Source organism: Roseibium porphyridii, from assembly GCF_026191725.2.
GTDB lineage: Bacteria > Pseudomonadota > Alphaproteobacteria > Rhizobiales > Stappiaceae > Roseibium > Roseibium porphyridii.
Genome location: NZ_CP120863.1, coordinates 67,949 through 84,546, shown reverse-complemented (window position 1 = coordinate 84,546; position 16,598 = coordinate 67,949). Strand labels below are relative to the sequence as shown.

Below are 16,598 nucleotides of genomic sequence, written 5' to 3'. Positions count from 1 at the left end.
AGCGCAGCATGGCTGAAAACAGTTTCCAAAACGTGCTCGACCGGTTGTCCTTTCTTGAAAGGATCACCTTCGCTGTGCTGCGCTTTTTGCTGATTGCCATAATCGCAACCATGGTGATTGCCGTATTAGCGCAGGTTTTCTCAAGGTATGCACTCGACTTTTCTTTGACGTGGAGTGAAGAGTTGGCTCGTATCTGTATGATCGGCTTGGTTTTTCTCGGTGCGGCCGTATTAAGCCGAAACAACGAACACCTCTCGGTTACGACCATTATAGAGCTGTTTCCTAAACGTGTTTATCACCTGTGCGTCGCCATGGCCCAAGCAGTTGGAATCTACTGTTCATGGTATCTGGCACAAGGAGCCTGGGCGGCTCTCGGCCGGGAGTGGGACCAACTCACTCCTGCCCTTCAGATACCTTTCGGCCTGATCTACTCGACAATCTTTTTCGCAGTTGTGCTGATGATATTCTGGCTTGCCATAAATCTTGTTCGCGAAGTGCTGATTGTTACAGGAAAACAGGACGCGATCAAATGACGGCACTCGCACTTCTAGCGGGCGCATTTTTCGTCCTGTTACTGCTCGGCGTACCCATTGTGTTTGCGCTGATCGCCGCCTGTATCGTGGTTCTCACGCAAGATGGGCTGATGTCTGCGCAGCTCGTGATGCAACGGGTATATGCCGGCATCGACAGCTTTCCTCTGCTTGCCATTCCGTTTTTTCTGCTGGCGGGTAAGCTCATGGAAGCAGGAGGAATTACCCGTCGGCTGATAGGTTTCGCGTTTCATCTGGTCGGCTGGATACGTGGGGGTCTCGCGCACGTGGCAGTCCTGGCAGCGACCATGTTCGCAGGCGTGAGCGGCTCTTCCGTTGCAGATACCGCGGCAATTGGATCAACGATAATCCCGCGAATGAAAGAGCGTGGGTATGACCCGTCCTATTCGGCATCAGTCGTTGCGGCTTCAGGCGTCATCGGATCAACCATTCCCCCCTCCATTCCGCTGGTTTTGTATGGCGTCATCTCTGGAGTTTCCATTGGTGGGCTTTTCATGGGTGGCATTATTCCGGGGGTTTTGATGTGCCTCGGCTTGATGGGATACATCTACTTCAGCGCGAAACCGGCTCCCAGTGACCAAACCGTTTCCGCCACGCAACAACGAAGCAGCTTCGCAAGTGTGTTTCTCCAGTCTTTGCCAGCATTGTTGCTGCCGGGCATTATTGTCGGGGGGATCCGAACCGGTGCATTCAGCGCAACCGAAGCGGCAGCGGTCGCAGTCGCCTATGCGTTTTTGATAGGTGTTGCATATCGCGAACTCCGGCTGTCGCAGGTTCCTGAAATTCTCTATCAGACCGCGCGCGATACGACGCTTGTTATGGCGATTGTCGGGGCAGCTAGCCTCGTTGGCTATGTGTTGACGATTGAACAAATACCCTTTGCGATCGCTGAATGGTTCACGGACAACGTGAACCACGTTCTGGTGCTCCTGCTGCTTGTCAATTTGTTGCTCCTGATCGCCGGTTGTTTTCTCGATGGAGGATCGGCGATTATCGTCTTCACCCCGGTCTTGCTGCCGGTCATCAAGGCATTTGGTATCGATCCGTTGTTTTTCGGTGTCCTCATGTCAATCAACCTGATGATCGGCACGATCACGCCACCTGTCGGACTATCCCTTTATGTCGCCGGCGGGATCGCAAATGTGAAAATCGGCCGGATGATGAGGGCAATTCTCCCGTTCCTGTGCGTCCACTTGGCCTTGCTGTGCATTCTCATGGTGTTTCCGCAACTTGTGACCGCGATCCCAAGCCTTGTTTACAACCGATAGGGGGTGTGCCCCTGAAACCGTAAAGAAAGAAAACTAATGGCTTTCAAGAACTCAATATTGCTCGGCACAATTGGCCGGTACAATGATCGCTTTCATGTCTATCAGAAACATCGCAGTTTAGAAGAGCGGCTCGAACTGGCGCTAAAAATTCCGCGGACCGATGGCGTCGAGCCCGTTTATCCGCAGGATTTGGGACATAACGGTGATTCTGTCGGTCTGGTTAAGAGCAGCGGGTTGGGTGTTTCCGCTGTCAATGTAAACGTCAAGACCGAAGACATGTACCGCAAGGGTTCATTCACCTCTCGAGACAAACGGGTCCGCGATACTGCGATTGAATACCTGAAAACTGCAATGGACATGTCGGCTGAACTCGGCGCGAACATGATATCTGTATGCCCGCTGATTGATGGTTGGGACTACCCGTTTGAGGTGGACTATCAGGACCAGTGGAAATGGCTCGTTGAAGCATTCGAGGCAGCCGCCGTCCATCGTGACGACGTACGCATCTCCATTGAATACAAGGCCTTTGAATCCAAAAACAGAATTATACTTCCAACCATGGCCCGCTCGCTTGTTTTATGCGAGAAAATCGGCGCGCCGAACCTTGGTGTGACCATGGATGTCGGGCATGCACTTATGGCTAATGAAACCCCAGCAGCGGAAGCGGCGCTTGGGCAGGATCTGAACCGTCTCTTCTATGTCCATTTCAATGACAACGACCGTGGCGCCGATTGGGACATGCTGCCTGCGTCTGTGAACCTTTGGGAAACGCTTGAACTTCTCTATTACATTGAACGAATGGGATGGAACGGCTGGTTCGCCTACGACGTTTTCACAAGAAATGGCGACAATGTGGAAGCCATTGCGGCAACATTTGAGATCATGGAGAACCTGGAGAATTTACGCGAAAAAATATCGATGCAGGAACTTGACGCGATGGTGGCGGATGGTGTCCCGGCGCGTAATATCAATAAGTTAATCGCGTCGCTTCTGTGAGGTTGCTGTGCTTGGTCTTGGTAGTTTTTCTTATCGCTGGTCATGCGGGTTTAAGGACAGAATCCCCGAAAAGCCACTAGGTCTGCTCGATCTGCTTGACCGAGCTGAACTAGCAAACCTTTCTCTGGTTCAATTTGCTGACAACATCCCGCTTCACGAGCGTGATAATGGCGAAATCGCGGAGTTGGCCACCGAGTCGAAAGCAAAAGGAATATCGGTAGAGCTAGGGTTAGCCGGAGCGACAGACACAGCAAGTCTGACGACATATTTAGGGTATGCAAACCAGCTTGACTGCGAACTGATCCGGGTATCGCTGGACGCAACCGATCTTCAGAAAGGGCAGTGCCAACTAGTTGCTGAGCTAAAGGAAATAGAGCAATCCCTCGTTGACCAGAGTGTGCGGATTGCATTTGAAAACCACTTCGCAATCTCCTCACCCGAATTGGCGTCTCTTGTGCAGAGACTGGACTCTGACCGATTTGGAGTATGCCTTGATGTGGCAAACTCGATCTGTGCAGGAGAATGGCCGCTGGAGACAGTAAATATACTGGCCCCATTTGCGATCAATCTTCACCTCAAAGACTGTCGATTTGTACCAGATCCATATGGTGTTGGTTTCAAAGTTGAAGGTGTGCCGCTGGGAAAAGGCATCGTCGACATTGGTGCGGTGTTTGATCGGTTGAGACCAGATGAACGCGGGATCAACATCATTTTGGAACACTGGTTGCCATGGGAGTGCGATCAGGCAGCTCTCAGCAAGCGAGAAGACGAATGGGTGCTCGAGAGCGCTTTGATAGCGAGGCGAGTGTTGGAAACATTTAATCCCTAAACCCGAGAAAGCTGCCCCATATTCAAACGATAGGAAAATGGAAGTTCATTCCATCGCCATTCTGATGCATTCTGCATCGGGGGTGTGGTGCCAGGACCCTTAGACGTAGTTGGTGAAGACTCAACAAGGGGTCGACCCAATGGAAATCGCCCACGGTGAACAATGCCAAGATCACTGTGGAGTTGGTCTTTCTCGTCTCACGTGTGAAGGAGCTTACTGTCATAGACGGGTCTACCGCAGAAACCATTGCTGCGATGGGGCTATTCCCCAGCCGCAGTTCTATATGAGATCGATAAGCGTCTGGAGCTCCTAGTTTCCGAGTCGAGCCTGGGCCGGGCAGGGCAAAATGTTGGACAAGCTCAGCGAAGACGAGCAGCCCCCGGCTTTCAATGGCCTGGAGACAGCCGTCGCCGAGGTTGAGGGCAGTCAGGACACACCACTCATACCTAAAGGCAGAACTCTTCATTCTACGCCCAGTCGTTGAAGAGGAACATGCGATGCTCTCGCAATTGCAGAGTGGCGCGAAAATTCGATGAGGATCGTGCGGAGCGGCTGAACATAGTACCTGCGCAGCTGCGGGTGATCGTCACGGTTCGCGCCGAATATCCGGAGCTGGTGTCGGCAGGAAACACCGCAATGAACCAGACCGGTCAGGCAATCGAACTGATCGCGATTTACATGCTGTTTTACGTCAGCATCAACATCGTGATCACCAAACTGTCTCACATCCTGGAGGCGCGCTATGAGTGGTGACCTCGCAACCATGGACCAGGAACAGCACAGTCCGGTCAGACCAGGTAGAACCTGGTTCTCGAAATTCCGGCGAAACTACTTTGGGACCCCGATCAGTAGTGCAATATCCATCCTGCTGATCGCTCTTGTTGTTGCCACAGGGCCTGCAGTTCTGCGTTGGCTCGTGCTTGACGCGACATTTACTGGCACCGCAGCCGCCTGTCGGGAAAATGGAGGACCTTGCTGGGCATTTATTGGCGCAAAACTGAACCTTATACTGTTCGGTGCCTATCCTGACGAGCAGCTTTGGCGACCTGTCCTGTTTCTTTCCACCGTCGCGGCGATTGGTGTCTACGGATACATGTTTCCGCGCAGACAGACCAAGGTTCTGCTCGCTTGGCTCTTATCCCTGCTTCTTGGGATGGCGCTGATGCGGGGTGGATTCCTTGGACTCGCCCCCGTCGACAATGCCCGGTGGGGCGGATTGCCGGTAACGATCATCGTGACAATTGCCGGCCTCGCCGGGGCGTTTCCACTTGGTGTTCTGCTAATGCTCGGAAGCGCGTCGAAGAACATTGCCATCCAGATCCCGTGCAAGGCTTACATCGACGTGGTTCGTGGAATACCCGCGATCACCCTCGTATTTATGACGTTTGCCATCATTCCGCTTTTGACACCGCAGGAGTTCATTGCCGACAAATTGTTAAGAGCGTCGACGGGATTAATGCTGTTGACGGCCGCTTACTTTGCCGAAGCCCTGCGCGGGGCGCTTGAAGCCCTGCCGAAAGGGCAGGACGAAGCTGGCAAGAGTCTCGGTTTCCGATATTGGAAACGGCAGCGGTTGATTATCCTGCCGCAGGTGATCGGCAATTCGCTGCAGCCAATTGCCAATATCTCGATTGCATTCGTCAAAAACACGTCGCTTTTGATCATTATCGGGCTTTTTGATCTTCTGGGCGCTGCGCGATCCAGCCTTTTTGACGGCGACTGGCAGGGATTTTATCGCGAGCTCTATCTTTTCGTCGGAGCCATCTACCTGGTGATCTGCCTGTTTATGGACGCTTATGTCACCAGTATGGAGCGGGAACGTAAAGAGCGGATCTCAAGGTGATGCACTGGTGTGGGTAAGGCTCGGCACTTGCAACATTTGACCTGACTTGGATCAGACAATTTCGAAGACCCCAAAACGACACAACGGGAAAGAACATCTATGAAACAGGTTGTGGACTTGCCGCAATTGAACCAGGCATTCGGCCAACTCGGAACGCCGACCTCACTTCTCGTCAAGGGAGGTGGACTGCATTACAGCTGCGGAATTCCTCCGCTCGATTCGCTCACCGGAGAAATCGTGCAAGGAACAATTGAAGAGCAGACAGAGGCGGTCCTGAAGCTGATGAAGGTTGCGCTCGAGGGCGCGGGATCCTCTCTGGCCAAGGTGGTCAAAACAACGGTCTACATTACCGACAACAGCCATTTCGCAGGTGTGAACGCGGTCTATAAGAAATACTTTCCGGATCGTTTTCCAGCCCGGTCCTTCGTTGCCGTGACTCCGTGGCCGCTTCCCTTCAATATCGAGATTGACTGCATAGCGACAGAGTAAGCCATAAGGCCACGCTTTGCGACTTATAGCTTCCGGCTATTTGCCAGTGTCAGGCCTCACCGACAAAATAATTTTTAAAGAGAGCCGATTGCGTCTCCAGTCATGTAACTGCAAGAAAAATCAAGAGGAAAAAATGTCCGTACCTTCCGACATGGGCGTCAATATTGACCGGTTCTGGAGCACGATTGAAGCCTCTGCGGAAATTGGTCGGGGACGCCCAGGAGGTCTCTCTCGCCTCACGCTGAGCGATGCGGACCGGCAGATGCGAGATGTCTTTGTCGGCTGGTGTAAGGAGGCAGGCCTGAGCGTAAGCGTCGATGAACTAGGTAATATTTTCGCGCGCCGCGACGGCAGTGACAATTCGCTGCCGCCGATCCTGATCGGCAGCCACCTGGATACGCAGATCAATGGTGGTCGGTTCGACGGAATTGCAGGGGTACTCGCCGGGCTTGAGGTGCTGCGCCGTCTCAACGACGCGGGACATACAACCAAGCGGCCGATCATTGCAGTCAACTGGACAAATGAAGAAGGAGCCCGGTATTCGCCGCCGATGGTTGCCTCCGGATGTTTTGTCGGAAAATACACTGCAGATTGGGCGAAAGACCTGGTTGGCGACGACGGAAGCCGGTTCGGAGACGAGTTGGAGCGTATTGGATATGGGGGAGCCACCAAATGCGCAGCTGGTGAAATCGACGCGTATTTCGAACTGCATATCGAACAGGGTCCGATACTTGACGCCGAAGGACGCAAAGTCGGTATCGTTACCGGCGGCTATCCTAGCCATGGTATGCGCGCTTCGTTTTCAGGGCGCACTGCTCATACTGGGCCGACTCCGATGGATCTACGGCAGAACGCTCTGGTTGCAGGGGCGCGGTGGCTGACAGCGGTTGACGATATCGGCTGGGATTTTGCTGTTCACGACGGTAAGGCGACGGCAGCGCGACTGACCGCCTGGCCGAACAAGGCGGGTATTCTCTCCGACACGGCAGAAGCGGTTTGTGATGTTCGTCATCCCGACCCGACCACAACAAAGGTTATGGCCGAAAAAATGCGCCGCGCTCTCTTTGAAAGCGCTGCGAAAGCTGGATGCATCGCGAAAATCGAAGACGAGTGGCAGTGGGGCGGTGACATTTTTGATCAGGAGCTGGTCAACCTACTGCGCAATCAAGCTACCCGAATAGGGGCTAATTGGCGCGAAATTCAGAGCCAGGCCGGTCACGATGCCTATCACCTGGCTTTGTGCTGTCCAACGGCAATGATCTTCACGCCCTGCAAAGGTGGCGTCACTCACAACAACGAGGAGCACTGTGAGCCGGAGGATTTTGTCGAAGGCCTGAACATCCTGTTCCATGCGGTGATTGAAAGAGCCGACCGTGACTGAATTTGTGGCCCACGAGACAGTCGAAAACAGCCTGGAATGGTCGACTTTAATCGAACAGTTGCGGGGCTGGTTCACTGAAAATGGCGTTCAGGCACCACCACGTCAGGTTCTGACCATACCAGCGCCCCAACAGGCTGCATCGAACGACGCCGGCTCCTTGCTGATCATGCCGGCCTGGCTTCCGGGCAAGAATATCGGGGTGAAGGTCGTCACCTTCTGTCCCTGGAATGCCGAGAATGGGCAATCGACGATCAATGCGGGTTACATGCTTTTCGACGGTGCAACCGGTCAATTGAGCTCCGTCCTGGACGGCGATGCGCTGACGGTTCGGCGCACCGCCGCAACATCCGCTTTGGCGGCCGATTACCTAGTCCGAAAGGATGCAAGCAGACACCTCATTGTCGGCACCGGTCAGCTAGCGGTTGCAGTCGGGTTGGCGCATGCCAATGTGCGGCCAATGTCGAAGATTTCGGTTTGGGGACGCCGACCAGAAAAGGCGGAAGGTATAACGCAACAACTTGCTCAGGCAGGTTTGAATGCCGAAGTCGCTGAAGATTTACAGGTTGCTTGCGAAAACGCAGACATCGTCAGCACGGTAACAGCCTCGAAAGAACCCTTGGTCAAGGGAACATGGCTAAGACCCGGAAGTCATCTCGATCTCATTGGGGCATTTAGGGCCGACATGCGCGAGAGCGACGATCAGTCGATGCGTCAGGCAGAAATCTTTGTAGACGGGCGCGACAGTGCACTCCTATCCGGAGACCTGTTCCAGCCGCTGGAATCTGGGATCATTCAAAAGAAAGACATAAAGGCTGACCTTCACGAGCTGTGCGCGGGCGAACATCCCGGCCGTAGGTATGACGGTGCCTACACTGTTTTCAAGTCTGCAGGCCTGTCTTTGGAGGATCTTGCCGCGGCCGTTCAGGCGCAGTCCGATCTGGAAGAAAACAAAGGCCGTGATTGACACAGGAGCGGCCTAGGCCAGATCCGGGTAGAGCTCTTTCAACTCCTTCACGAGTTCCACGAATTTGGTTTCGGAAGGTTTGAGATCCTGCTCGGATGCATGCACGAGATAGACATCGGCGCCGATGGCTTCGTCGGCTATTTCGATTGGCCACAAAACTCCGTTTTCAACATCGTCCTTCACGGCCGGGTAGGGGAGGATACCAATGCCTAGCCCGGCAACAATCATGCGCCTGACTTCTTCAAAGTTGGTGCTTTCTCCAGTGGTCCGTTGGCCGATCTTGGCGCGGTTGCGCAGGTCGGTCATCGGTTCAAGCCCGCTGGCATCCGTTGCACAGCTGAAAGAGATAAACGGTTCGCGGCGCAAGTCCCTCAAGCTGATTGGCGATTGCCCGAAATAGGCATGCTCTGCGCCGCAAAACACCTTGAATTCTTCTCGAAACAGACGAACCGAAGGAAGATTGACGACAGGTTTGGGCAAGAGGCAGATGCCTATGGAGACGTTACCCTTCAATATGCTTTCCAGAATGTCTTGGCTGTTTTGAACTTTGCCTCGAAACATTACCGACGGATAGCGCTGGTGATAAAGCCGGAACAGCTCATCCAATAGGGGCGAAGTCAGATTGCTGATGATGTGATAGTTGAGTTCGCCCTGTTCCTCGTCGGTCGCATCGCGCACAAGCGAATGGATACGTTCGGTTGATAAAAAGATCTCTTTGCATTCCTGATAGACTTTTTCGCCGCGCAAGGTTAGTTCAAAACTGCGGCTGTCGCGAAATACCAACTGACATCCGAGTTGGGCTTCCAGTTTTTGCAGGGAGCTGCTGACAGAGGGCTGCCGTAGCCCGAGTCGGGCTGCTGCTTTCGTTATGCTCCTTTCCTCGGCAATAGCGAAGAATGTCCGTAGAAGGTTCCAGTTTAACTCTTGAACGGCGGTTTCCATTGCTCGTGTTCATCCCGTATGTCGGTTTGGCTTACGGCAATCATAAGCTGCTTATGATAGAAAATCAGGATGTTAAGAATAGTTTTTGTCTATGTTTAGTTATTGGACAAGCAATCCCTGCCGACGATAGAACACTCTTGAAATTACCGATCGAAAGGACAGGGATCATGGACCCGAAATACATGCATTCCGGCAAGCGGATGAGCCAGATCGTCATCCACGGCAATACAGTCTATCTGGCTGGCCAGGTTGGGAACGCGGGTGCCGATGTCGTCACGCAGACCAAAGATGCGCTTGCCGAGGTCGACCGCTTGCTGGCTGAAGCCGGCACAAGCAAATCCAGAGCCCTGCAAGTCATCGTTTGGCTCACGGACATGACTGACTTTGCAGCAATGAATGAGGTATACGACGCCTGGATCGACCCTGCAAGTCCTCCAGCACGCGCCTGCGGCTAAGCGAAACTGGCAACGCCGGAAAACCTCGTCGAGTTTATTGTCACAGCAGCCGCATAGCAATTAAGTTGCTGAAAATTTGCTTGTTAGCTAGCTCTGAGAAGTTAAGCTATTCCTGCAAAAAGCGTGATAAAGATTAGCGGTTCCCTTTACGCAGAAAGGCGCAAGCGCTACCACTGGTCCGGCTATTTTTGCGTAATGTTCCCCGTCAGCGCCTATGGGTCCAGATAGTCTGATCGGATAAGAGAGAGAATCCGTTTCATCTTCACCATTCAGGAGTGAAGCATGAGACAGAAGCGAGCGTCATCGGGATGCAGCTGATCGCACTGATCCTCCCCCTTTGAAGTGATCCTCCGTTTTTCTAAACATAACGGCGGATCACTTCAAAGGGGGAGGATCAACTATTGCACCCTCACCATCCGCGGCGAGGTGGAGCGGTTTCATGTGCTTTATCTCGACAAGAAGAACCGGCTCATCTCGGATGAATGCCTTGCGACCGGAACCGTCGATCACGTTCCGGTCTATCCTCGCGAAGTTTTGAAGCGGGGCCTTGAACTCAACGCTACCGCCCTTATCCTCGTCCACAACCATCCCTCCGGCAACCCGGAACCTTCACGCGCCGACATCAAGATGACGAAGGAAATCCAGACAGGCTGCAAGGTCCTGGGTCTGATGCTGCACGATCACATCATCGTCGGCATTGGCCAGGAGGTCAGCCTGAGAACGCGCGGTCTACTCTGATTGTGTTCTTCCGGCCTGGCTGTGCCGGGCGTGCCCGCCAGAATGCAGGGCCAGAGTTGGGGGGCAAACAGAGAAGCAGCCCGATCAGGTGGCCTGATTTCCGCGGAGCCGGAGACACGGCTTTCCGTGTTCCCGGTTTTACGCGTCTAAGCTTGATGAGATCGAGCCAATGAAGCTGGATGATCCGGAAATTCCAGAACTGGTTGCGGAAGCGTACGCGTTCATTGTTGAAGAGGTCCCCTTTATTCCGCTCGTTCAAACGCCGCGCATCATGCCGTTCAACACAACGCATTGGACGGGTTGGCCTTCGGCGATGGAACCGGAAAGCGGAATTCCGATGCACAGTTGGAGCACGACGCACCAGATGATCCAAGCGCTGGAAAAGACTCAATAGAGACAATTACATAATCAGAAATCTTCTTTCCTAACGACGAGTTTGCACATATCCATGCGCCGAGGAAACGCGGTTGCGTACTTCTCTAAAAGTCAAAGTCAGATTTCGATTCTTTCATCTCAGCTGAAGGTCGTTTCAGCAATTCCGCAGCATCCACTCCGAGCACCTGTGCCAATCTGTCAACGACATCAATGCTGGCGTTATACACATTGCGCTCCAAGGCGCTGATGTAGGTCCGATCAATCCCCGCCTCGTGCGCAAGTTCCTCCTGTGACAGGCCTTTAGCCTGCCGCAACGCTCTCAGGTTTTGTGCGAACACCTCTCGGATTTCCATAAATCGGAGAGCAACGCCTTGAAGAGTATTTCACCACGGAGTATTCTCTACAAAAACACTTCCAGGAAGCTTGATCCTCGGGTTGGATGTTCACACCCGTGGAAAAATATCCACGCAACTGATGGTTTTTGCAGGTCGAATTGGGCGTTTTTTGCGTGTTTCGATGTGCTGTGTGCATCACGCGATGCATTGGGCGAACCTTACAACCGGTCTCAAACATTGTTACAAAGACATGGGCATCGCTTCAAAGCGGCAAATGGCTAAGGGGGACGTGCGATGACGAAGTCGGGAATTCTCGATCAGGCACCGGACACAGATCAACTCACGGACTACGACAAAAAGCACTTCAAGCTCTATATGCGCCTCCTCGACGCCAAGGCGGATGGTGCGGACTGGGCAGAAGCCGTTCAGGTCTTGTTTGGTATTGATCCAAGACAGGAGCCAGAGCGGGCTCGGGGTATTCACGATAGCCACCTGGCACGCGCGCAATGGATGACGGAACACGGTTACCGGCAACTCCTGGCGGAAGGCGAGCGGAATTGACCACATTTGGCAATGCGTGCCGCGCATCACGTTCTCCCGCCTCAAGGGGTTCCCATCGTCACTGCAACTTATGATGGTTCCGGCCTCCAATTGCATTTTTCCTGCATTTCAGGAGGTTGCCGATGGTGCCGGATGTCTCGCAGTGGCGATCTGCTGCAGCGTACGATTACTTTGACAATTCGAGTGTCCCCGATCTTGCCTGGGAATGTCTCAGACGAAATACCAGCTATCAGCAAGAGTTCGCCGAACTGGCAGCCGAAGGGAGGTCTCCTGACGAGATGGACGCAGTGCTCCGGGTTCGTTGGGGGATCTCGTTTCGCAACAAGTCCGGACCTGACGGCTCTGGATGAAACAATTTACTGGGAGCCTACAACCGATACGTCGAAGGTCATCCTGAAATCAGCGGGAACCGGCCTTATACCGGACCAACCCGGCCTTCTCAATTTTCAAACCCTCCGCAGCGGGATCACCCGTCAGAGCCCTGAAGGGCTGCATGTCATCCTCGGAAAAGGGCTAAAAACAGTCCATCTTCTGTTTCAGGGCACCCATCTCCCCCAAAGTCGTCTCGCAGTCGTAACTCCACTGGACGATGGAACTCGCGCTCGGCACAAGGCAATGGGGCGGTTATTGGATTTCCTCGAAGGCAGAGAGATGGGTGCGGACAGCCGTCTCACCGCGCAAAAACGCCTTAGGTTCAAAGCCATGTTGAGGGCGGTTGATGGCCGCTCAAACGGTGCCTCCTTAAGAGAGATTGCCCAAAGCTTTTTCGGGGCCAGTAGGGTTGCTTCAGAGCCCTGGAAAACCTCTCCGCTTCGCGACACGACAAATAGGCTTGTGCGGGACGGATCCACCATAGTTTCCGGTGGCTATCTGGATCAACTCCGCCGTTAGAAATCCTGGATGTATCAGAGGGGTGCGATTTTCGTAACCGCATCTTCGCACTCCCCATTCGCGTCGCCACTCCGCCATCGTGACCTCCATCGGCCGCTGCTGACCAGCGGTACTCGCCAAACCCTGGAGGTTCGACCATGCCCGATCCGCTCGCCGGAATGCCGCCGCGCTTTCTGCGCACTCCCGAAGCTGCTCGTTTTCTCGGCCTTTCCGGTCGCACGCTCGAAAAGCATCGCACCTATGGGACAGGGCCTGCATACCGCAAGCTCGGCGGCCGTGTCGTCTATTCGCTCGAGGACTTGCAGGCCTGGGCCAATCGGGGCGCCGTCACATCGACTTCCGACCCGAGCGGGCAGGTACTTCCGGCCAAGCGCCATAATGCGCAGCAGGCAAGCGGTTCCCGCCGCGCCGTGCGGTGAGTCGCACCGTGTTGGACCGCAAGTTTCATTCTCCTCATGATCAGCTCGGTCCTTTCCGGGCTCTACCCGGAGATCTTGCCCCGCGCGATGCGCAGGATCTGATGGCCTATCCCTTCTTCTCGCTTGCCAAATCGAGGCGCTTGAAGCCGATAGATTTCAAGGCGGGGCAGATCGTCATTCGCGTTGAAGCCGCCGCCGAGCACGGCATGGCGACCATCTGGGACGCCGATATCCTGATCTGGGCCGCTTCGCAGATCGTCGAGGCACGCGATGCAGGTCTTCGGACCTCGCGCCTGATGGTGGCTACTCCTTACGAGATCCTGACCTTCATCGGTCGCGGTGTCAGCCGGAGGGATTACGACCGGCTCAAATCCGCTCTGGACCGGCTGCAGTCAACGACAATTGCGACCTCGATCCGGCAGCCGACCGAACGGCGCATGCATCGCTTCTCTTGGATCAACGAATGGAAGGAGAGGGCGGACCATCGTGGTCGTCCTCTTGGCCTTGAGCTGATCCTGCCCGACTGGTTCTACGCCACCGTTCTTGAAGATGCCCGCGTGTTGACCATCGATCGGGCGTATTTCAGCCTGACCGGCGGTCTCGAGCGGCGGCTCTACCGGCTCGTGCGCAAACATGGCGGCCGCCAGGAACACGGCTGGAGCTTCTCGCTCAAGCACCTTCACGCCAAGTCAGGCAGCCTCTCGCCGCTGAAACACTTCACCTACGATCTGCGCGACATTGTCCATCGTCAGCCTCTGCCGGGCTATCGCCTGAAACTGGTGCGGGCGTCCGATGCTCCACCACGCCTGTCCTTCGCGCCGGCCGAGAGGGCCGCAGTTTCCCGCGCGCGCCATCAACGCCGCGCCAACACTTACTCTGGGGGAAAGCTGTGAATTCACTCGTGCTATCAGGGACCCAAACTATCGTGCCTTCAGGGACCCGAACCTCGTGCTATCGGGGACCGAAATCGCCCAATTTCGACGCTGTGCCAATAGGTTATGCGCCCCGTAACTTTCCTAACCAGAATTCCTTCGGAATTCTTCTAACGCCGGCGCGGTTTTCAAGCTCTGCGGATAAGTTCCCTAAGTGTCGTGGAGCAGCGTCATGATCGTCGCGCTGCTCAACCAAAAAGGTGGTGTCGGCAAGACGACGCTGGCGCTCAATCTCGCGGGAGAATGGGCAAAACGCGGTAAACGGGTCACGCTCATCGACGCCGACCCGCAAGGCTCGGCCCTGGATTGGTCGGAAGCGCGCAACTGGGAAGGCCTGCCGAGACTGTTCGGAGTAGTCGGGCTTGCCTGCGACACACTTCACCGGGAAGCTCCGGAGCTTGCCCAGAGCACCGATCATGTTGTCATCGACGGACCGCCCCGCGTTGCCGGACTGATGCGCTCGGCGCTGCTTGCCGCCGACCTGGATCTGATCCCGGTGCAGCCATCGCCGCTCGATGGTTGGGCATCCGCGGAGATGCTCGCCCTCGTCAACGAAGCGCGGATCTACAGGCCACAGCTGATCGCGCGCTTCGTTCTCAATCGTTGCGGCGCCCGCACCATGATCGCCAGAGATACAGCTGAAGCTCTCTCCGAAAACGACCCACCAGTTCTTGCCCGAACCATCGGCCAGCGTGTTGCGTTTGCGAGCGCCGCGCAGTTCGGTCGCCTTGTCGGCGAACTGGAAAAAGACACACCTGGAGCTCGGGAAATCGCAGCCTTAGCATCGGAGATCGACAGGCTTGGGATCGAAAGGTCCGGGCTATGAGCAAACAGTCCACGAGCCAAGATTTTGCCTCACGGCCGGTCGATCCTGAACGTTGGATCAAGTCGGCTGTGAGCAAATCAAATGCCACAGCCTCGAACGGCTTTACCGCCCGCCTTGCGATCGACGTGACACCCGATCAGCGCGCCCGGATCAAGATCGTGGCCTTCCAACGCGGGGTCACCGTTGCCGATATGCTGCGCGATCTCTTCGCGCGCGAATTCCCGATCACCGACGGAGAGAAGCCATGAACGAGAAACCGCGCCGCAGATGGATGGGCCATCCCTTGCCTGACGATGTCACCTCGGAGATGACCTTGGTCGAACTCACCTGGGAAAAAGGCAAGATCGAGCACTGGATCCGCTTCGGTCGCCAATCCTATGAGCACATCCTGAATGGCAGCGATCGTATCGTCGGCTTCACGCCCGGCTCGATCTTCTGTTTTGTCCGGTGGGCGGCGAACGGTTACGGCACCGTGGTCTCGCGCATCGATATCTTGAGTGCGGTCGGACGCGACGCACCCTACCAGACGCTTCCCTTCGTGCGTCCCGGTGGGGAATTGCTTCTGAAGATCCATGGTTGGCCAAAGGTCGAGCGGGTGCTGCAGGCGATCGACGCGATCGAGGCGCTCGCCATCAATCCAATGGATGTCTCTCCGGACTACTGGCGGCACCTTCACAACCGTCTGACCGTTGGGGAAGAAGCCCATCCCTATACGCGGCCTGAGCACCATGCCTGGCTCAAACGGCGGCGGGTCCAGTGATGCGCGGGCGCAGGTTTATCTTCGCGGCGACAGCCCTGACCGGGGCACTCACCCTAGCGCCGGTCTTCTTCGATTGGCAACCGCGCTTCATCTGGAATGCCTCGGCCAGTGTGCCGGTCGGGCTCTATTTTGCGAGGCCCTTGGGTACACTGAACGTCGGTGACCTTGTCGCAGTCGCGCCGCCGCAGGATCTCGCCGACTTCCTCGCGAAGCGCGGCTACCTTCCGCGTAGTGTGCCGTTGATCAAGCACGTGCTCGCCTTGCCGGGTACCGAAGTTTGCCGCAAGGGGGCGACGATCTTCGTCGGGGGCAAGCCGTATGGACAGGCGCGGGAACGTGACCGATTGGGTCGTTCTCTGCCGCGCTGGCAGGGCTGCCGCGGGCTTGGTGAGGGCGAAATCTTTCTCATGAACCCGGACGTGCCAGACAGTTTTGACGGCCGGTATTTTGGTCCGCTTCCGGTCACCTCGGTCACCGCGGCGCTCTCGCTGCTCTGGACTGAGGAGTCTGCCCACATAGGGCTATCACTGGACCGACGCCGCATCTCCGGTCGAGCGGTGAGGAGTAATGCCGTGAGCAGTGTCCTCCTCCCTCTCCTCACAGGCCTGTTCCTCGATAGCGTCTCAGCTTATGCGGAGCCGGCGGGAACCGCGACGTCCGCGCCGCCGGAAGCAGGTGATTTTTTCACTGCTCCTGTCGCAGAAGCTTCACTGCATTTTGGTGTTCTCGATGCGGGATCGAATGCAGCTGGAACGGGCCGCAAGTACACCCGTTTAGGGGCGACTGCTGCTGTGTTTTTCCCGGAAGTTTCTGGAGAAGGTTTTCCATGAGCGCGGTCGGCGGAACCCGCAACCTCGAGTGCTCTCGTGAGGGGCGGAGGGAAAATGGGACGGCGGCGTGTAACGCGGCCGGGGGATGGCGAGATAAAAGGGCGCAAGGTGCGCTTGGGTCGGTCGGTTGTTTTCGCTGGATTTTTTGTTGCGCATCGCAATGTATGGCCGTAATCCGCAATGTGCGCCTACTGCTTATCACACTGACCTTGC

22 protein-coding genes and 1 pseudogene are annotated in these 16,598 nt (G+C 55.4%); 21 read left to right on the top strand and 2 right to left on the bottom strand.

The window, feature by feature from the left end; translation table 11 throughout:
* Positions 1–8 precede the first annotated feature (8 nt).
* The 9 genes from K1718_RS00445 (at position 9) to lhpI (ending at position 8,321) form a co-directional block, all read left to right on the top strand.
* Positions 9–533: a TRAP transporter small permease gene (locus tag K1718_RS00445; RefSeq protein ID WP_265680114.1), complete on the top strand. Its 525-nt coding sequence runs from the start codon at positions 9–11 to the stop codon at positions 531–533.
* Complete coding sequence (locus K1718_RS00440; protein WP_265680115.1) at positions 530–1,819, top strand: TRAP transporter large permease; 1,290 nt, start codon at positions 530–532, stop codon at positions 1,817–1,819. The genes K1718_RS00445 and K1718_RS00440 overlap by 4 nt, the downstream gene beginning before the upstream one ends.
* A gap of 36 nt (positions 1,820–1,855) precedes the next feature.
* Positions 1,856–2,815: a sugar phosphate isomerase/epimerase family protein gene (locus K1718_RS00435; RefSeq protein WP_265680116.1), complete on the top strand. Its 960-nt coding sequence runs from the start codon at positions 1,856–1,858 to the stop codon at positions 2,813–2,815.
* Between the two features lie 7 nt (positions 2,816–2,822).
* On the top strand, positions 2,823–3,644 hold the full coding sequence (locus K1718_RS00430; RefSeq protein ID WP_265680117.1) for a sugar phosphate isomerase/epimerase family protein: 822 nt from the start codon (positions 2,823–2,825) through the stop codon (positions 3,642–3,644).
* A 516-nt stretch (positions 3,645–4,160) separates the two neighbouring features.
* Positions 4,161–4,397: a hypothetical protein gene (locus K1718_RS00425; RefSeq protein WP_265680118.1), complete on the top strand. Its 237-nt coding sequence runs from the start codon at positions 4,161–4,163 to the stop codon at positions 4,395–4,397.
* A complete protein-coding gene (locus tag K1718_RS00420) occupies positions 4,387–5,487 on the top strand; it encodes an amino acid ABC transporter permease (RefSeq protein ID WP_265680119.1) in 1,101 nt (366 codons plus the stop codon). The genes K1718_RS00425 and K1718_RS00420 overlap by 11 nt, the downstream gene beginning before the upstream one ends.
* Before the next feature lie 99 nt (positions 5,488–5,586).
* Positions 5,587–5,976 carry a Rid family hydrolase gene (locus K1718_RS00415; RefSeq protein ID WP_265680120.1) on the top strand — a complete coding sequence of 130 codons (390 nt, stop codon included), beginning with the start codon at positions 5,587–5,589 and terminating at the stop codon, positions 5,974–5,976.
* A 133-nt stretch (positions 5,977–6,109) separates the two neighbouring features.
* Positions 6,110–7,357, top strand: a complete 1,248-nt coding sequence (locus K1718_RS00410; protein ID WP_265680121.1) for a Zn-dependent hydrolase — start codon at positions 6,110–6,112, stop codon at positions 7,355–7,357.
* Positions 7,350–8,321 (top strand): bifunctional Delta(1)-pyrroline-2-carboxylate/Delta(1)-piperideine-2-carboxylate reductase, encoded by a 972-nt coding sequence (gene lhpI, locus K1718_RS00405; protein ID WP_265680122.1) that lies wholly within the window; start codon positions 7,350–7,352, stop codon positions 8,319–8,321. The genes K1718_RS00410 and lhpI overlap by 8 nt, the downstream gene beginning before the upstream one ends.
* A 12-nt stretch (positions 8,322–8,333) precedes the next feature.
* Here the strand turns inward: lhpI and K1718_RS00400 are convergent, their stop codons facing one another.
* Entirely contained in the window at positions 8,334–9,263 is a 930-nt protein-coding gene (locus tag K1718_RS00400) for a LysR family transcriptional regulator (protein WP_265680123.1), read from the bottom strand.
* A 167-nt stretch (positions 9,264–9,430) separates the two neighbouring features.
* On the opposite strand from K1718_RS00400, the gene K1718_RS00395 reads away from it, so the two are divergent.
* The 3 genes and pseudogenes from K1718_RS00395 to K1718_RS00385 all read left to right on the top strand — a co-directional run bounded on the left by K1718_RS00395 (position 9,431) and on the right by K1718_RS00385 (position 10,850).
* Complete coding sequence (locus K1718_RS00395; RefSeq protein WP_265680124.1) at positions 9,431–9,718, top strand: RidA family protein; 288 nt, start codon at positions 9,431–9,433, stop codon at positions 9,716–9,718.
* A 393-nt stretch (positions 9,719–10,111) separates the two neighbouring features.
* A pseudogene (locus tag K1718_RS00390) lies at positions 10,112–10,456 on the top strand (JAB domain-containing protein); the annotation flags it as partial.
* Between the two features lie 169 nt (positions 10,457–10,625).
* Positions 10,626–10,850 carry a hypothetical protein gene (locus K1718_RS00385; RefSeq protein WP_265680125.1) on the top strand — a complete coding sequence of 75 codons (225 nt, stop codon included), beginning with the start codon at positions 10,626–10,628 and terminating at the stop codon, positions 10,848–10,850.
* A gap of 85 nt (positions 10,851–10,935) precedes the next feature.
* On the opposite strand, the gene K1718_RS00380 is transcribed toward K1718_RS00385, so the two are convergent.
* The gene (locus tag K1718_RS00380; RefSeq protein ID WP_265680126.1) at positions 10,936–11,184 is read right to left on the bottom strand and encodes a helix-turn-helix domain-containing protein; all 249 of its coding nucleotides are present in this window, start codon (positions 11,182–11,184) and stop codon (positions 10,936–10,938) included.
* 276 nt (positions 11,185–11,460) lie between these two features.
* On the opposite strand from K1718_RS00380, the gene K1718_RS00375 reads away from it, so the two are divergent.
* The 9 genes from K1718_RS00375 (at position 11,461) to K1718_RS00335 (ending at position 16,385) form a co-directional block, all read left to right on the top strand.
* Positions 11,461–11,727 carry a DNA -binding domain-containing protein gene (locus K1718_RS00375; RefSeq protein WP_265680127.1) on the top strand — a complete coding sequence of 89 codons (267 nt, stop codon included), beginning with the start codon at positions 11,461–11,463 and terminating at the stop codon, positions 11,725–11,727.
* Between the two features lie 122 nt (positions 11,728–11,849).
* Positions 11,850–12,077, top strand: coding sequence for a transcriptional regulator domain-containing protein (locus K1718_RS00370; RefSeq protein WP_265680128.1), 228 nt, complete (start codon positions 11,850–11,852; stop codon positions 12,075–12,077).
* 265 nt (positions 12,078–12,342) lie between these two features.
* Complete coding sequence (locus K1718_RS00365; RefSeq protein WP_285806052.1) at positions 12,343–12,618, top strand: DUF2285 domain-containing protein; 276 nt, start codon at positions 12,343–12,345, stop codon at positions 12,616–12,618.
* A gap of 137 nt (positions 12,619–12,755) precedes the next feature.
* The gene (locus tag K1718_RS00360) at positions 12,756–13,037 is read left to right on the top strand and encodes a helix-turn-helix transcriptional regulator (protein ID WP_077291139.1); all 282 of its coding nucleotides are present in this window, start codon (positions 12,756–12,758) and stop codon (positions 13,035–13,037) included.
* A gap of 11 nt (positions 13,038–13,048) precedes the next feature.
* Positions 13,049–13,930 (top strand): replication initiator protein A, encoded by an 882-nt coding sequence (locus K1718_RS00355; RefSeq protein ID WP_265682445.1) that lies wholly within the window; start codon positions 13,049–13,051, stop codon positions 13,928–13,930.
* Between the two features lie 211 nt (positions 13,931–14,141).
* Positions 14,142–14,795, top strand: coding sequence for a ParA family partition ATPase (parA, locus tag K1718_RS00350; RefSeq protein ID WP_265680129.1), 654 nt, complete (start codon positions 14,142–14,144; stop codon positions 14,793–14,795).
* Positions 14,792–15,043, top strand: coding sequence for a hypothetical protein (locus tag K1718_RS00345; RefSeq protein WP_265680130.1), 252 nt, complete (start codon positions 14,792–14,794; stop codon positions 15,041–15,043). Before parA ends, K1718_RS00345 begins: the two co-directional genes overlap by 4 nt.
* Positions 15,040–15,555: a DUF2840 domain-containing protein gene (locus K1718_RS00340; protein WP_418068103.1), complete on the top strand. Its 516-nt coding sequence runs from the start codon at positions 15,040–15,042 to the stop codon at positions 15,553–15,555. The genes K1718_RS00345 and K1718_RS00340 overlap by 4 nt, the downstream gene beginning before the upstream one ends.
* Complete coding sequence (locus K1718_RS00335; RefSeq protein WP_265682448.1) at positions 15,555–16,385, top strand: S26 family signal peptidase; 831 nt, start codon at positions 15,555–15,557, stop codon at positions 16,383–16,385. Before K1718_RS00340 ends, K1718_RS00335 begins: the two co-directional genes overlap by 1 nt.
* Positions 16,386–16,598: the final 213 nt, after the last annotated feature.